This is a genomic window from Kitasatospora sp. NPDC005748 (assembly GCF_040630735.1).
Lineage (GTDB): Bacteria > Actinomycetota > Actinomycetes > Streptomycetales > Streptomycetaceae > Kitasatospora.
Genome location: NZ_JBEXYD010000010.1, coordinates 163,714 through 180,827 on the forward strand (window position 1 = coordinate 163,714; position 17,114 = coordinate 180,827).

7 protein-coding genes are annotated in these 17,114 nt (G+C 68.4%); 3 read left to right on the forward strand and 4 right to left on the reverse strand.

Annotation, left to right across the window (positions count from 1 at the left end; translation table 11 throughout):
* Positions 1 to 55: 55 nt before the first annotated feature.
* Complete coding sequence (locus ABZ495_RS11245) at positions 56 to 1,582, reverse strand: APC family permease (protein WP_359835441.1); 1,527 nt, start codon at positions 1,580 to 1,582, stop codon at positions 56 to 58.
* 134 nt (positions 1,583 to 1,716) lie between these two features.
* Between ABZ495_RS11245 and ABZ495_RS11250 the strand changes: the two genes are divergently transcribed.
* Complete coding sequence (locus ABZ495_RS11250) at positions 1,717 to 2,448, forward strand: TetR/AcrR family transcriptional regulator (RefSeq protein ID WP_359835443.1); 732 nt, start codon at positions 1,717 to 1,719, stop codon at positions 2,446 to 2,448.
* Between the two features lie 609 nt (positions 2,449 to 3,057).
* Here the strand turns inward: ABZ495_RS11250 and ABZ495_RS11255 are convergent.
* Positions 3,058 to 3,645 (reverse strand): hypothetical protein, encoded by a 588-nt coding sequence (locus ABZ495_RS11255; protein ID WP_359835445.1) that lies wholly within the window; start codon positions 3,643 to 3,645, stop codon positions 3,058 to 3,060.
* A gap of 605 nt (positions 3,646 to 4,250) precedes the next feature.
* On the opposite strand from ABZ495_RS11255, the gene ABZ495_RS11260 reads away from it, so the two are divergent.
* The gene (locus ABZ495_RS11260; protein ID WP_359835447.1) at positions 4,251 to 4,433 is read left to right on the forward strand and encodes a hypothetical protein; all 183 of its coding nucleotides are present in this window, start codon (positions 4,251 to 4,253) and stop codon (positions 4,431 to 4,433) included.
* Between the two features lie 67 nt (positions 4,434 to 4,500).
* On the opposite strand, the gene ABZ495_RS11265 is transcribed toward ABZ495_RS11260, so the two are convergent.
* Both ABZ495_RS11265 and ABZ495_RS11270 read right to left on the reverse strand, forming a co-directional pair.
* On the reverse strand, positions 4,501 to 4,758 hold the full coding sequence (locus ABZ495_RS11265) for a hypothetical protein (protein WP_359835449.1): 258 nt from the start codon (positions 4,756 to 4,758) through the stop codon (positions 4,501 to 4,503).
* A gap of 458 nt (positions 4,759 to 5,216) precedes the next feature.
* A complete protein-coding gene (locus ABZ495_RS11270) occupies positions 5,217 to 12,257 on the reverse strand; it encodes an RHS repeat-associated core domain-containing protein (protein WP_359835451.1) in 7,041 nt (2,346 codons plus the stop codon).
* A 467-nt stretch (positions 12,258 to 12,724) separates the two neighbouring features.
* Here ABZ495_RS11270 and ABZ495_RS11275 point away from each other — a divergent pair, with 467 nt between their 5' ends.
* A complete protein-coding gene (locus tag ABZ495_RS11275) occupies positions 12,725 to 17,080 on the forward strand; it encodes a LamG-like jellyroll fold domain-containing protein (protein ID WP_359835453.1) in 4,356 nt (1,451 codons plus the stop codon).
* Positions 17,081 to 17,114 lie beyond the last annotated feature (34 nt).

Sequence of the window (17,114 nt, forward strand, 5' to 3'; positions counted from 1 at the left end):
TGCTCCTGGGAGTTCGGCGGCCGGGGCGCGGCCGGGGTCGGGGAGACGGTGGGGGTCAGGCTGCGGGGGCGGCCGTCGGATCGGCGGGGGCCGGGTCGGCCGGTGCCTGCCGGTCGAAGTAGGCGGACTTGCGGTGGAAACGGGACCACGCGGCGGCCACCAGCCCGGAGCCGATCATCAGCACCGGCACGGACAGGCCGAACCAGCCGTTGTCGGCCGAGAGTTCGAAGTGGTCCGCGGAGTCGTACAGCATCCAGCAGAGATAGCCGCCCACCGCCAGCAGCACCGCCGCGCCGAGCAGTGGGGCGACGACCGCGCGCAGGCCCTCCAGCGGTGAGGTGCGCAGCAGGTGCCGGAACCGGACCGCCGCCGCCACCGCGGTCAGCGCGTAGTAGAGCGCCACCACGATGCCGATCGCGTTGACCGTCGCCGAGATCAGGTCGTTCACGGTCGGGATGACCAGCGAGAGCACCGCGAGCAGGATGGCGGCGCCCGAGATCAGCAGGGTGCCGGCGGCGGGGGTGCCGTAGCGGGGGTGGATCCGGGTCCAGACCGGGCCGAGCGTGCCGTCCCGGCCCATCGCGTACATGCCCCGGGCGGTGGGGATGACGGAGGCCTGCAGCGAGGCCACGGCGGAGAAGGTGAGCGCGATCAGCGGCAGCGCGGCCAGCGGCTGGCGGGCCAGCTTCTCGCCGAGGTACGTCAGCCCGTGCGCGCCGTTGTCCGCCAACTCCTCCATCGGCAGCACCCGTTGGAAGGCCGTCCCGGCGAGCAGGAAGAGCAGCAGCATCACCACCAGCGCGATGAAGCCGCCGCGCGAGGCGTCGCCCGGTTCGCGGACCTCCTCGCCGATGCTGAACACCGACTCGAAGCCCCAGTAGCAGAACACCGCCAGCACCATGCCCTGTGCGAGGGCGTCCACCGACGGGATCGCGAAGGGGTTGTACCAGTCGAGCGAGAACGGCTGGTCGCCGGCGAACAGGCCGTAGCCGCAGAAGGCCAGCAGCACGACGTACTCGAAGACCAGCAGGTACTTCTGCAGCCGGGCGGCGAGTTCCAGGCCGCGCACCGCGACCAGCGCGGCGGCCACCAGGACGACCATGCCCAGCAGGGTGGCCTGGAGGGTGGAGTCCGCGTCCAGCCGCAGGCCGGCCACCGAGCGGACCCGCGCCTGGCCGAGCAGCTGGATCAGTGCCGACCCGGTCACCGTCGTGGTATAGGCCATGAACACCACGGTACCGACGGTGTTCACCCAGCCCGTGAGGAAACCGAGCCAGGGGTTGAGCACCCGGCCGACCCAGGTGTAGCTGCTGCCGGAGTCCGGGTCGACGCGGTTGAGCCGCCCGTAAGCGCCGGCGATGCCGAGCACCGGGAGGAAGGCCAGCAGCATGATCGCCGGCAGGTGCAGGCCGACGACGCCCGCCATCAGGCCGAGCCCGATGCCGATGCTGCTGGTCGCCGCGGTGCTGGAGGCGGCGAGCACGATGCCGCCGACCACGCCGACGGACTTGGGCAGCGGGCCCTCGGGGGTGGGCGCGCCGGCTCTCGGGGTGTCGCCGGAGTCCTTGACCGTCGTTGCCAACGGATCACCGCCTTGATCGTGGGGGGGAAGGGGTGGCGGCCGGTAGCTGTCCTGGCCGTGGCGGCCATGAAAGCCTCGCCCCGGTCACACGTCAATGCTGTTGTCATAAGGCGCGATGCCCTAGGCTCCCCGCCATGACGGAACGCGTGGTCCCCGAACCGCAACGGCGGCGCCGGAAACCGACCAAGCAGGGCACGGTGCTGTCCGAGCAGGTCATCGTGGCCACCGCCCTGCGGCTGATCGGCCAGCACGGCGCGGCCGCCCTCACCGTCCGCCGCCTCGGCGCCGCACTCGGCGCCGACCCGAGCGCGGTCTACCGGTACTTCCACAACACCGACGACCTGCTGCTGGCCGTCGCCGACGAACTCATCGGCCGCGCCCAGCACGGCCTCACCCTCACCGGCGACTGGCGCACCGACCTCCACGCGATCGGCATGCGCGTCCACGCCGCCTACCTGGCCCACCCCCAGGCCGCCCAGCTCGCCGCCCACCGCACCACCGGGCGCGACCACGAGACCCGGGCCGTCGAGACCATCCTCGGCGTGCTCCGCTCAGCCGGGTTCCCCGACCACGAGGCCGTCCCGATCTACCACGCCTTCATCGACCAGGCCCTCGCCTTCGCCGCCCAGGACGCCGCCGCCCTCGCCCTCCCACCCCCGGCCCGCGCCGCCGACCTCGCCGTCTGGCGCGTCCGCTACGGCCGCCTCACCCCCGCCACCCACCCCAACATCGCCGCCACCGCCCCCCTCCTGATCACCGACATGGACCGCAGCGGCTACCCCTTCGCCCTCGACCTCCTCCTCGAAGCCGTAGCCGCCCGCCTGCGGGGGCAGGAGGAGCAACCGCCGTCGCGGCGCGAACACTGACCGTCCGACCCGACACCAGAGCGACGTCGCCAACGCCCGCCAGGTGCACCGGACGACCGGCTCGACGTGCGACCTGCACGCCGAGCCGGGGGAGCCCGTCGAACATCGGACGGGAAGGGCCTGCTCCGGGCACTACATGATCGCTTGCCACGGCGCCGTCACGGCGGACGTCGCCCCAGGAGCCAATCGATGCGCAGAGCAAAGACGCACCGGACAGCTTCATTGCGTACTTCATCCTGGAACCCCCTGCATCAAAATCGACGACCGGAGCGTCGACGTCCCGCGCCAGCCCGAAAGTAGTGCGGTCTGCCGGCACTTCCCCACGACACCGACGACCTGCTGCTGGCCGTCGCCGACGAACTCATCGGCCGCGCCCGGCACGGCCTGGCACTCACGGAGACTGGCGCGCCGACCTCCACGCGATCGGCATGCGCGTCCACGCCGACTTCCGTGCTGTCGCCCCCCATCGCGGTACGTCATCGACAACCCGCCGGCACAGCACTCGCCCGCCCCAGAACCATCCGAGTGAACACACCGTTGACCGCCCGCCCCCAAAAGGGAGCGGGCGGTCAACGAAGGAACCCGACCGATATTCGACACGTATCGACGTCAGTCGCGCATTTCTAGATCGACCTTTCCCGCCAGCTGTCGCATGCTCTCGGCGGCCCCGTCAACCGATGACTCCTCAACGCCCACGACCTCGACAAGATACTGTCCATACCTCAGCCACATACCCCACTTCTGGCATTCGGCACCCTCCGACAGAAGGCAGGCGTATTCTTGATCATCGGCACTCCGGCTGCCGGACACAGAGATCGGTTCAACCTGACCATAGCGCGAGTACCGGCTCTTGAGGCCACCGGACCGGAACACGAGCCACGCCCACGTCGGCGAACCGAACCGCATGACCGTCTGATTGACCTTCCCCTTCGACGGATCCGAAGCATCTCGCACGAAGGAACGTTCCTGCCGCTCGTCCAGCCCCCGCATATAGGGAGCACCGGGATCCCGATCTTCCTGCCTCTGCCACGGCCCTTCAGAGACCGGTGACTCAAGAAGAAAGCCCGTAACCGGCCTGTCCACCCGCCACTGCCCCATCAGGGGAATATTCCATAGAAAGATCCCCATGACGACCACCACGGCAACTGCTATCGAAATCACTCGCCCGGCACGAGACTTGAACACCGAACGGATCACCTCCGTGGCACCACCTTGTCTTGCATGCCACCACTCGAGAAGCTCGCGATAGTCGCCTCATGAAATTGCCCCTGCGTCACCGCAGGGGCATATCGGTCGAAGCCGTCACTGCGCAGCCAGACGGCACCCGGATCGACCAGAGCCGAAAGGCCAGAACAGCGCCAGCCACCCGAACGATCGGCACACCCGAAGCACCCCATGCCCCCTGCACTTCACATCCAGCTCGGCCCCTCGATCCCGCCCCCAGGAGGAATCCGCCAGCGGAAGCAAGCATGCTGCCGCTGCAACTGTCCGACCCGCTCAATCGACTTCTCCGCACCAGCAGCTCAGCGTTGAACAGCCCTGAAGCCCCAAACCTTCTTCATCACCATACCGGACCCGAATCTTCGAGGAACGACCGACCGAGGTCACCACTCCTCGAGTCCGAAGCAGCGCGCAAGAGCCATACACCAGGACAGGACTTGACCAGGCCCGCGTGTGCGGAGACGCTGAGGCCGACCGCTGAGACAGGAACAGGGCTACTTGGGCAAAGAGGCCTGCATACAACCCACTATGGTCCTACGCTCAGCGGGTACCTGCCTAGCGATCTCTTCCGGAGGCCTCGAATGAGCAACCACCTCGACCACGCGAGTACCGCACGAGCTTGGCTGGCATCGATACACAACCCTGACTCGCTCACGGCCACAACCAAGATCGAAGCCGCGAAGGTCGAAGCCTACCTCGCCCTCGCCGCCGCGATTGCCGAGCTCAAGGGCACCCAGGCCCAACCCGGCGCTCCCGTGCGGTAGATCATTGCACGGTGCCGCCCGCTCTGGAGGACGGGGCGGGCGGCCCGAACACCAACAATGATCTATTTCAACACTGGGCGGCCCCAACCCGCGTCGGGTTGAGCATTATGTGATCGGCCACCAGCATTCCGTTGCGGCGGGCATCGACCCGGTAGTCCCCGGGGAGATAAGTCGGGATACTGACGGCATAGATGGTCCGCAGCGCACCGCCGACCGTGACTTCCAAGACCTTTCGGGCAAGGAAGGTGCGCTGTTGGCAATAGAGCCTCTCCACGCTTTCATCACTTGCCAAGAGAAGAATACTCCACTTCTCCTGAGCCTCCATTTTAACCAGCCGAGAGCCAAATACAATTCCGACACCGGGAGTTAGCCTGCCCTCGATATCCGACGCTCTGCTACATTCGGTCATCACGCCGCCCACATCAGGCGCCCGAGCAGTACAAATATCACCGCTAGCCTCGGCTTGCCAAACCAGAGACGCAGGCTGACCCACTCCAAACCTGGCCACTGCGGTCCGCCCGCCGGCAGGCGCCTTTCCTTCTCCAGCCGCCCAGGCCAGCGCAAGGCGTCTTCCTTCTGCCGGAAATTCTGGCCCCAGCGCGACCGCCTCCTCCGCAGAGTCGGCCCCGGTAACTCTCCCCTCAAATCCGTTATGCACAGAGCCACACGCGGCGACACCCATCCATAGGGATGCAAAGGATACAAAGGCCACCGCCAGTCGGATTCTGCGATTGTTCATCCGTAACCTCCCCTAGGTACGATGCCGCCACGCATGTCACGTAATCACTTGGCGGGCCCCGAATTTACGTTGATGATCAGCCCTGGCGTATGGTCGTAGGCGACTGGTGCCCAGTTGTGGATATCGTACGTGGCAAAATCCTTACTCGATGTAGTCCCGTCAGAGTGAACATAGACGGCCATGTACTGGGTGGCGGTTCCCGCAGGAGAAAGTCCGTATCCTTGGCCAGCCTTAACCTTCACTGCCGGGAGCACCACGGTATCCTGCCTCGAGTCGCTAACGGCATCAGTATCCTGCCAGGTGACCTCACCATTTAGCGAGATCGAGACCTCGACCTTACCGTCCGCAAGGAAGGGGAGCGAGCCTTCGAGTGTCGTCTTGGCCGTCGCGCTGCCCCCGACCTTCTCGGTGAACTGTTTTGTCACCTGATTAGTGTGGATAGTAGTTCTGGTACGGCTAACTTCGCCATCCTGGTCAGCAATATTGAATTCGTCAGATACCTCCTTGTTCAGCCATGTCGACTGGGACACCTGATAAATCGTGACGGCTCTCACATCGGAATCCTGCTGCGGCAGGGCCTTAACTGCGCTCTTGGGAAGGTCGGTTACCAACTTACAACCATTACAGGGCTTGGCCGACCCTATCGACGTAGTCGGCTTCTGTTTCGGCGGACCGGGGATGAAGTTACCCATGTAGTAACTTCCCTCAGACGGGTCTTCCGGCGCCACTGGTCCGGTGCTGACGAAGCGGACCGGATTATTCGGGCCGCTACCGGTGCCGCCGATCGGGGTTCCTACACCGCAGATATCGGCCCGACAAAGGCCACTCGGGTCACTACCATTGACAGGGTCATTGTTGCTGTAAGCGTAGCCGCTCCACTGCTGGGGCGTATCGCTGACCGTCACCGGGTCGTCACTGAGAAAACGGCCCGTGCCGGGCTGGTACTGCCTTGCGCCGAGGTTGGTGAAGCCGGTGGCGTCGTCCTTGAGGCCGCCGACGTAGCCCTTGTCGCCGGACCACGGGGTGGCGAGTGAGCCGGGGCCGCGGGTGGCGCCGAAGGGGTCGAAGGTGCGGCGGGTCTCGTTGGTGGTCGCGGACTCGATGGACAGGGAGCTGGTGCCGTGGTGGTCGGAGAACTGGTAGGCCAGCTTGCCCGGGCCCTCGCGGACCAGGGTGATTCCGCCGGGGATGCTGTAGTAGCGCGCACCGGTGCTGGTCCCGGTGCTGGTGTCGTACGAGAGTTCGTCGCCGCCGCCGAGGTTGACCGTCACCTTGCCCGGGTTGCGGCGCACGAGCTGGTTGCCGTCCGCGTCGTAGAGGTACGACGTGGTGGCCGAGCCCTGGGTGAGTGAGGCGAGCTTGCCCTCGACGTCCCAGGTCAGTGTGGTGGCGTTGGCGGCATCGACGGCGTTCCAGGTGGAGCTGCTCCACTTGGCCTGCCAGCTCGATGTGAAGACGATGAAGTTGCCGTCGTCCTGCACCTTGGCGAAGTAGCCGCTGTTGTTGCCGACCCAGGTCTTGGAGGACCAGAGCGGGACGCGCTGCGGGTCGTAGACGACGAAGTTGCCGTCGTCCTGCATGGTCGCCCAGGCACCCGAGTGGTCCTGGGTGTTGGTGGACCAGATCGCCTTCCCGGTGCGCAGCGAGCTGAGGACCAGGTTGCCGTCCGGCTGCATGGCGAGCTGGACGCTGTTGGAGCGCACCGACTCACCGGAGTTGAGCACGAACCCCGCCTTGAGGTCCTTGCTGCCGCCCGGGTTGTTGATCTTCGTGGTGTTGCCGGCCGCGTCGTACTCGTCCGTTCCCTGCACACCGACTGCAACGCCGAAGGTGGACTTACCGGTTGCGAGCGCGTGCGGACCACCGGTGCCGCCACCCGTATCGGCGGCGGCGGTGGGCGTGTTCCGGGCGCCCGGGGCCGGGAAGGTCTGATCGACCTTCAGGTCCTTGGCCGGGTCGCCGGCCGGGTCGTGATTGACCAGCTTGGTGCGGTTGCCGGCCAGGTCGTAGCCGTACTCCTGCCAGTAGGCGGCGCTGCCGCCCACGGTGGTCTTCGCGGGCGCGGTGGCACCGCTGGCGGGCGTCGAGTTGGCGCAGGACCCCTGTCCGCCGAGCGACGGAGTCGGCTGGTTGAGCTGCCCGGTGTCACTCCACGCGGTGGTGAGGCGGCCCAGGTAGTCGTAGCTGAAGCACTGCAGGTCGGTCGCGGCCGGGAGGTTGTTCGGGATCGCCCTGATCGCGGTGATCTGGCCGGCCTGGTTGTAGGCGTAGGCGGTGTTCTGTACGGAGCCGGTCCCTGCCGTCTGCTTGTCGACGTACTGGTTCAGCAGACGGCCGGTCGGCTCGTCGTAGGTGTTGGTGGCGACGATCTGGGTGCCCCACGGGTTCATCGTGGAACGGATGTTACGCCCGTAGGCGTCCCAGTCGGCCTGGCGGAGGTAGGTCGTCCCGGCACCGCCGATGTCGTTCAGCGTGCCGTAGTCCTCGTATCCGTAGGTGATCCACTCATCGGCCAGAGTTCCGGCTGCGGCACGACTCTCCGAGACCAGTGCGCCGCTGATTCCGTCGTACGACGCCCGGTAGCCGAAGATCACCTGACCGGTCTTGCCGATATCACTGCCCGGGAGGGAGATGCTGGTCCCGATCGGCCGGTAGGCGACATCCAGCTCAGTGACAGTCTTCGTGTAAGCCGCACCGCTCGCACCGCCCACGTACCGGGTCGACGATGCCGCCTGGCCCTTCGCCACGGTGTCGTAGGTGTAGCCGGTCAACTGGTTGGCCGGGGCGGCCGTGCCGTTGTAGGTACCGGTCTTGCGGCCGAGCAGGTCGTAGGTGATCGCGACGGTCTGGTTGCGCGCGTCGGTCGTGGACGTGAGCCGGCCCGCACGGTCGTAACTGCGGGTGGACACGCCCGTGTCCGGGTCGTCGGCGCGGACCTGGCGGCCGCGCTGGTCGTAGCCGTAGCTCCAGGTGTTTCCCGCCGAATCCACCCGCGTCGCGGCCGAGCCGCTCGGCGTGTAGGTGTAGGTGGTGACGTCCGCGTCGGCCGGGGTGCCGGTCGCGCTCGGCGTCCGGTACTGCCACAGCTGGGACGTGCGGCCGCGGCCGTCGGTGACGGTGCTGGTCGCGGTGGCCCCGGCGGGTGGGGTCACGTCGACCCGGTCGGCGCCCGGGTAGGCGGTGGTCGTGGTGGACTGCAGCACACCGAGAGCGATGAACTGGGTACTGACCGGGCGGCCCATGCCGTCGAACTGCGTAACAGTCCGGTTCGGCACCATCGCACCGTCCGGTGTCCACCGGACCGTGCGGGGCTCGTTGGTGTCCTCGTAGTAGGTGTTGTAGGCCTGGTTGGCACGGCCCTGCGAGTCGTAGAAGGTGTCGGTGATCAGACGCCCGTGGTAGGAGGAGACCGCCGGTGGGCTCTGCGTCTGGATCACCCGGCCGAGGCCGTCGATGATCTGCGTCGCGGTGCCGTACTGGCCATTGGATCGCAGCGTGTTGCTGCTGATCGTGGACGGTGCGTTGGTGCCGTTGACCGCGTAGTCGTAGGTGAAGTTGGCACTCAGCGTGGTGTCCCGGCCGGGCGTCCAGACCGCCTTCAGGCGGCCCAGTGCGTCATAGGACTGGGTGACCTTGCGGCCGTTGGGGTCGGTCGTGGTGATCGGCAATCCTCGGGCCGGGTTCACCATCACCGCGGTCTCACGCCGACCGCCCGCGTCCGGAGCGCCGGCCGGTGCCGGGGTCCCGGTCACCGTACGGTTCGGCAGCTCGCCCGGGGTGGCGGAGCTGTAGGAGGTGGTCACCACCGCGCCGTTGGGGTTCGAACCGTCCGAGACCGTCGGGTCGGTGACGGTGGCCACGCGGCCGTACGCGTCGTAGGTGCTGGCACCACTGGTCACGTACTGGGCCGTACCCGAGCCGTCATAGCGGTCGAGCACCTGGCTGCCGGTGGCCTCGCCCTTGTCGCCCGCCACCTTGTAGGCAGCGCCGTCGTAGAAGGCGCGGGTACTGGAGACCGTGTTGGCCGCGGTCGCCGTGGCGGCACAGGCATCGGCGCCGGAGACGGTCAGCACCTCCGCGACCAGCCCCGTCATCTGTGGGTTGCTCGCGACCGCATAATCGGTGCGGGTGCAGATGTCAGGGGTCCCGTCGGCGGTGCTGAGCGAGGACTTGACCCGGTTGTTGTGGTCCTTGTCGGTCTTGGTCACCGTGGAGGTGGTGCGGCTGCCACCGGTGGTCTTCACCGTACTGACGGCGGTCGACGTGGTGGCCGGGTAGCGGGCCTCCAGGTCCGGCAGGCCGGTGCGCTTGTGTGTGGCGGTCGAGGCCTCTCCGGAGCTGGTGTTCACCGTGTAGCCGACGGGATCCGCGGCGTCGGCGTCGGTGTAGCTGTCCGACTCCAGCACCCGGCCCGCGAGCCAGTCCTTGTCGGCCTGGGCACCGCTCTTCGGACCGGTCACACTCGCGGTCTTCGGCGAGCCGTTCGCCTTGAGGTCGTTGTCCATGCCCTGGTAGTAGAACGTGGCGGACTTCGACTTGGCGCCGTCCGTACCGGAGCCCGTCACGGCGGTCACGCTGGCGTAACCGCGGAACTGGTCCCACGTCCGGTAGGCGGAGTCGACCAGGGCGCCGTCGTTGCGGTGCCACGCGGCCTCGCCGTACGTGTAGCTGGTGGTCTTCGGGACCGAGCCCTGGACGAGGTTGCCGTTCGGGTCCACGGTGACGCTCTCGACCGGGTAGCGCAGGAACCAGTCATCGGCGGTCGCCTTGATGCCGGTGTCGTACCACTTCACGTTGTAGCAGCTCATCGTGTTGCTGTCGGCGGACGCCGGCATCCGGCCGGCGGTGCGCGAGCACGAGTCGAGCGCGTACTTGACGGAGATGGTCCCGCCGGTCGCAGTGGTGATGACCTCGATGCGCGGGCGGTTATACCGCGGGCGCGCCGGGACGAGGCCGTCGACGCGGTTGGGCAACAACGCGCTGGCGAAGGTGACCTCCGGGAGGCCCTTCTCCTCAGGACTGTTGAACGTGTCCTTGCCGACCCGGCGGACCGACGCCAGCCACGGGATCGCGGTGTCCTCGGTCGAGTTCTGCGGCTTCATGAAGCTGTGGGCGAGCTGGTAGCTGTCCACCGGACGGTACGAACCGCCAGAACGGACCTTGGTGGTGATCGTGTTGAGCCACTTGGTGGACCAGTAGCTCGGACCGGAGTTGGAGCAGACTCCCGACTGGGCGCACTGCTTGTCCAGCGGGACGTCCGGCCAGTTGGTGGCGTTCGCCGAGGTGCGCTGCGACGGGTCGCAGGCAGCGCCGAGGCACCGCTCCCCCGTCTCGAACTCGATCTTCGAAGCGGGCAGGTAACTGCCGCCGGCGGCGATCTGGTCCGCATCCAGCTGGCCGTAGCCGATCGAGGCGAGCGTGCCGCCACGGGTGTACTGGGTGTTCACCCCCGCGCCCGGGTTCTGACCGCCACCTCGCGCGTACCAGTTGGTCTCGGGTGCGTAGGTGTAGGTGGTCAGGTTGTGGTGCGTGTCGACGACGTAGTCGAGGTTCCAGCGCCACGCCATCTGGCACCAGGAGCCCTTGCCCTTGGCCGAGTCGTAGCAGGGGTCACCGGCGTTCGGCGAGTAGACCGGCACCGTCCAGGCCGACTTGCTCTCCAGCCCGGTCCGGCTCGGCGCGCCGGCTGCGGTGGGCACCTGGTTGAGGCCGAAGTAGTAGACCGTGCCCGAGGTGTCGGTGACCTTCAGGTACGACTCGTTCCAGGTGCCGTTGGCGGCGCCGGTGAGGAACTCGACCTTGGTGCCGTCGTCGTTGTTCAGCCGCCAGGTGCACTTGGACTGCTCGAACCGGGTGTCCGTGTTCACGCACGAGGCGTCGTGCGGGACGAGTTCACCGGAGTGGCCACCGAGCGACAGCGTCAGATTGGCGCCGCCCCAGCACTGGTCGCCGGATCCCGCGATCCCGGCCTTGGCACACGCCTTGTAGGAGCGCTCCACGAACCCGGAGCTGAGGTCCCAGCCGTCACCGATCCACGAGGCCTGGGAGTTGGTGGAGGCCGTCCGGCCGTCCACCGAGGCGGAGTCGTAGCCGAGCGCGAGCTGAGGTGCCGCCCCGCCGAGGGTCGGCGGCGACTGGATCGGGTAGCTGTAGCTGAACGAGCCCGACGAGCTTCCGGCCGTCCACGCCTGGCTCGACGAGAGCGAGGTCGCGCTGTAGGTACCCGTGCCACTGGAGGGTGTGCCCTCGGTGGCCAGGACCAGCGGTGCTAGCGGTGCCATCGCTGCCGACGTCGCCGGTGCGGCGGACTTCGCCGCGTTCTGCTCCTGCGCCGTCAGCGATGCCTCCACCAACGGCAGTTCGACGTCCGCGATCAGCCGCTTGGCCTGCGTGTCGTAGTGGGACGGCACCGGGGTGCGAACCAGGCAGCTCGGCACCTCGGGTGTGGTCAGCGCACAGGCCGGCAGCGAGACGAGGCGCGCCCGCTCGGCGAAGTCACCGCCGAATCCGACGCCGCCGAGGTCGAGCGCCACGCGGACCTTGGCCGCCTCGGCCCGCCCGCTGCGGGAGAGTGCCAGCAGGGTGCCCTGCACGCCGAGCCCGTCGGCCGCCTTGGCCTCCGCCACGTCCACGCGAACGGACGTCGCGGTCGCCGCCGTGTCACCGGCGGCAGCGCTCTCCGCGCCCTTCGTCGCGGCCGCGTCCGGGGCCAGCGGCGCGAGCCAGACCGGCAGGTCGCCCGCCTGCCGGGACGCGCCGGCGGCGGGCTCGCGGACCTCGGCACCGCCCGCATCCGTACGCGTCGTGACAGAACCCGCGGGCGGAGCCGTATCCAGTGTCGCCAGTGCGGCACCGTGCGGAGCCGGCGGCGGCGCCTTCGGCGGGACCCAGTTCGGCGAACCGGTGGCCGGCGGCACCACCTTGGGCTTCTCGGCCCTGCCGGGCACCGATGCCGTCTTCGGCAGCGGGGTGTTCGGCGGCGACCAGATCCGATCCTTGTTCCCGTCCGCCGACGGCGCGGCGAGTGCCGGCGCCATCGGCGAGACCAGGGCGCCCAGGATCGCCAGCGAACTCACCAGGGCCACCCGGGATTTCCGCCTCCCCGGTGACGGACTCCCCCTCCCGATCAGCCAGGAGAAACGGACATGACGAACTGACACCTCGACCCCCCACAGGCTCAACCGCACCACGCATCGGGTACGGATGGATGACTGTGGCGGAGGCTAGGCCCTCGACTGCCCTCCGGTCGAGCAAATTGTCGACCTATCACCTGAGTGACGGACCTCACACGATGAGTAATCGGGAGCCACTCTGCAAATCGGACACCCGTACGAATAATCGGTTGACGAACCGTCACCCTCTGCGACAGCTTGCTAGCAGCCTCTGCGCGTGAGCTTCACAGATCTTCCATGCGCAGCTGATCCGACACTTCCGTGGGGGACTCACCATGCCTGCCGCTCCGCCCGGAGCTCGCTCCGGCGCGCGCTCTTCCGACCACTCGTCCCGGCGGTCCGTCGCCGCTGCCGTCGGCCTTCTCCTCGCCCTGACCTCGGTGGCACCGGTCGCCTTCGCCGCACCGGCCTCCGCGCCGACACCGGCCTCGCCCACCAGCTCCTCGCCCGGCCTCTCCGCGATCATGGCCGAGGCCGACGCCAAGCGGGCCGACGAGAAGACCGTGTCCGCTGCCGCCGACAGAGCGGCCGCCCGCGCCAAGGCGACCGGAAAGCCCGTCCCCGTGCCGGAGCTGACCGATGCGTTCAGCGAGACCGTCGCCACCCCGCAGGGACACCTCTCCCGCAGCCAGCACGCCGACCAGCAGCGGGCGAAGCAGCCGGACGGCACCTGGGCGAAGCTCGACGCGACCCTCGTCGCCGACCCGGCGGGCGGGTACCGGCCCAGGGTCGCGGCGTCCGGCGTCCATCTCTCGGGCGGCGGCCCCGGACCGCTCGGCACGCTGAGCAGCCCGGCGGGCGAGACGCTCGCCATCCAGTCGCCGTTCCAGCTCACCACACCCACCGTGGACGAGGACGGCGACGGCCTCGTCTACCCGGAGGTCGCCCCCGGCGTCGACCTCAAGGTGACCGCATCCGCCACCGGCGGTCTCAGCACCGTCCTCATCGTCAAGACCCCCGAGGCGGCGGCCGACCCTAAGCTCCAGAAGGTCCGCTTCGGCACCACCACCAAGGGTGTGACGGTGAAGGCCGACGCGGCCAACAACCTCACCGCGAGCGCGACGGACGGAACCGTCGCCTGGCATGCTCCGGCTCCCCGAATCTGGGACAGCTCCACCGCAGCCGCTCCCCCGGCCGGCAAGTCGGCGCAGGCCGCCGCAGGCGTGGACGGCGCGGACCCCGGCACACCCGGAAAGTCGACCCGGACGAGCACCGCGGACGGGCCGGGAATCGACGCGAAGGTCGCCACCATGGCCACCACCGCCACCGCGGACGGCATCGAGGTGGTCCCCGACCGGTCCGTCCTCGGCCAGGGCCAGGGCCCTTGGTTCATCGACCCGGTCTGGCAGTACGACCGGCGCGAGGGAAACGCCTGGACGTGGACGCAGGCGGGCCACCCCTATGACTCCAACTACCTGAAGACGACTGCCACCGGCCAGGAGTACGACCACCCCGGCGTGGGCTACCAGGGGTACCAGACCGTCAAGGGCGTCGAACGCTCCTACTTCCAGTTCGACACCCGTTGGTACAACGACATCTTCATCCACCGGGCGACCATGTCGGTCTGGGAGTACGAGTCCGCCGACCACTCCTGCACCAACAAGTACCCGGTGGACCTGTACCTGACCGGGGGGATCGACAACGGGACCACCTGGTCCAACCCCCCGGCAGTCGTCGGCGACCGGGTCGGCTCCGCCGACGTGGCCGGATCCGGCGGCAACGGGTGCCATGACAACCTCCAGTTCGACTACGACGTCACCTCCGTCTACCAGAACTACGCACCGTCGCGGGACTCGCTGACCTTCGGCCTCTTCGCCCGGGACGAGCAGAACAAGCTCGCGTTCAAGCGGATGGACTACCGGCCGGTCGTCGTGGTCGAGTACGACCGCTACCCCGAGACCCCCACCAACCCGAACGCCTGGCCGGCCCCCAGCACCGCCGATCCCCGGACCACCAACCAGGGCTGCGACGGCTCCTCCCTGGGCTGGATGAACTCCTCGGCCGGGTTCAACGGCAACGTCTCGCTGAACGTCAACGTGCACAGCCCGATACAGAACACGCTCAGGTCCTGGACCCACATCTGGGACTACTCACTGCCCGGCGCGCCGGACGTGGCGAGCGGCAACTCGGAGGAGGTCCCCAACGGAGGGGTCGCCAGCTTCCCGGTGCCGCCCGCCGTGCTCACGGACGGCCACGTCTACGGGTGGGGCGCCCAGTCCTACGACACCCTGATCGACGCGAAGTCCGACTCGACGCCCACCTGCCGGTTCGGCATCGACCTCACGCCGCCGACGCTGAGCGTTCCGAACGTCTACAGCCAGCTGTCCGAGGCCGACCTGGCGAACCAGTTCCCGCCCTCCGGCAACGGCCAGGTCTCCAAGAAGCGCTCCGGTGAGTGGGGCGTCGTCCCGTTCACCGCGGCCGACGCGGCGCCGAACGGCGGTTCCCCCTCCGGTCTGGTCTGTGCCCGCTGGTCGTGGAACCCACAGCTGGCGGGCGCAGGCTGGTCCTGCGGCGCCTCGTTCCCCCAAGGCGGCATCGGCGTCCTTCCGACGCACTGGGGGACCAACATCCTCTACCTCCAGGTGATGGACAACGCGAGCAACGTGTCGCCGATCGCCCAGTACGCCTTCTACGTCCCGTGGAATCCGGACGGACCTCCGCCGGCCTTCGGCGACCTCACCGGTGACAGCGCACCGGACATCCTCACCCCGGACCAGTCCGGCTACCTGCGCACCTACAACGCACCCGGGAACCCCCACGCCACCAGTCCGGCCGTGGCGGTCGCCGCCACGGCGGCGGACTCGCCGACGGGGCAGGGTTGGAACAACATCCAGCTCACCCACCGGGGCACCCTGACCGGTGGGCACAACGTGGACGACGTCATCGCCCACGCTCCCGGCAGCGCAGAACTCTACGTCTACCAGAACCCGAGCAACGACGGCGTCGTCGGCCGGATCAACAAGAAGCGCATGCTTCTCAAGCCCGGGTGCCAGCCTCCTGCGGACTGCGCCTGGCGAACCAGTCCCGGCTACAACGCGAACGACTGGTCCACCACCCTGCGGATAGCCGCTCTGGGGGACCCGGTGCACACCGACCTCGACGCCGGCCTGAAGTTCAAGAACAGGACCGGCCTGCTCACCGTCGAGAGCACCGACAACGGGGCGGACGCCGCGCTCTGGTACTACCCCGCCACCGGGACCAACACCCTCGGCAAGCCGGTTCGGCTGGCAGCCTCCGGGTGGAAGGACAAGGAGCTCATCACCCCCGGCGACTGGGCGAAGCAGGGCCGCCCCGGCCTGTGGGCGCGCAACCTGCGGACGGCCGCCGACGGGGCACAGGGCGACCTGTTCGCCTACACCTTCACCACCGGTACGGTGGTCGCCACCAACGACCAGGGCCAGCCGGTCCTCGATGACAACGGTGCACCCCTGACGGTGCCGACGCTGACCCAGATCGCGACCACCGCGAAGATCGGCGCGGTGCCGGTGGACGGCTGGCCGGTCCTGGGCTCCGACGGTGACCTCACCGGATCCGGCCACCCGACCCTCTGGGGCAAGACCGCAGAGGGTCGGATCGACGTGTGGTGGGGACAGACGACCGACCCTGGCACCGCCAACGCCGGCTTCGCCTGGCAGGTCGGCCCCGAGACGATCGGGGACACCGGGGTGAATCCGCTCTGGTGGGCGCTGGACGGCCGCAGCGGCGGCGACACCGGTGACACCAACGCGCTGTACCCGAAGGAGAACATCGCGCGCACCACCGATCACAACGGTACGGCCAACAAGGCCACCGCCTTCGACGGCACCAAGGTCTACCGGTCGACCGCTCCGGTCGGTCCGACCACCGAGAAGCCCGGTCTGGACACCACGCAGAGCTACACAGTGGCCGCCTGGGCGAAGCTCGACAACACCAACGACTACCAGACCGTCGTCTCGCTGGCCGGCCAGGACCGGAGCCCCTTCTACCTCCAGTACTCGGCCCAGTTCGGCAAGTGGGCCTTCGTCTTCCCGGAATCGGACAACTACTACACCGGCACCTACTACGCGGTGGTGGACGACGGCGCTCGGCCGTCGCCGCTGACCGGTGTCTGGACCCACCTGGTGGGGACGTACAACGCCGGCACCGGTGTCGCGACGCTCTTCGTCAACGGCCGGGCGGCGGGCTCCGCGAACATCCCCGGAGTCTGGAAGACCAACGGCACGGTGAACATCGGCGGCGATGTCACCTCCCGCTACCCCGGCCCCAGCGATCGACTGAGCGGCGCGATCAGCGACGTCCGGCTCTACCCGTACGCGCTGACCGACCAGCAGGTCAACACCCTGGCCACCACCGCCGCCAGTGTGCAGATCCACAGCGCCTACAGCCCCGGTAAGTGCGTCGACAACTGGGGCGGCGGTCTCGGTGCCTTCGCCGCCGTACACGACTGCTACAACGGCGACAACCAGCACTTCACGTTGACCGACAAGAACCAGCTGAAGGTCCCGGGCGCCGATCGCTGCCTCGGGACCGAGGACAAGCCCGCGCACTGGGGCAGCAGCGTCACGGTCCAGCCCTGCGGTGACCCCGCGACGCAGACCTGGGTGCGGCAGTACGACGGTTCGCTGTACAACCCGGACTCCGCCACCTGCCTCGAACTGCCGGGGTGGAACACCGGCAACGGGGCCGCGCTCGGGGTCTGGCAGTGCAACGGCGCTCCGAACCAGCGCTGGTACTTCGAGGCTCAGACGCGCTGAGCCCTGAGGCGCACGCGTGCGGCCCCCTCCCGAG

Excerpts from the sequence above, each read along its gene's own strand:
- ABZ495_RS11250 (WP_359835443.1), top strand. The coding sequence starts at position 1,717 with ATGACGGAACGCGTGGTCCCCGAACCGCAACGGCGGCGCCGGAAACCG.
- ABZ495_RS11260 (WP_359835447.1), top strand. The coding sequence starts at position 4,251 with ATGAGCAACCACCTCGACCACGCGAGTACCGCACGAGCTTGGCTGGCA.
- ABZ495_RS11265 (WP_359835449.1), bottom strand. The coding sequence starts at position 4,758 with ATGGAGGCTCAGGAGAAGTGGAGTATTCTTCTCTTGGCAAGTGATGAA.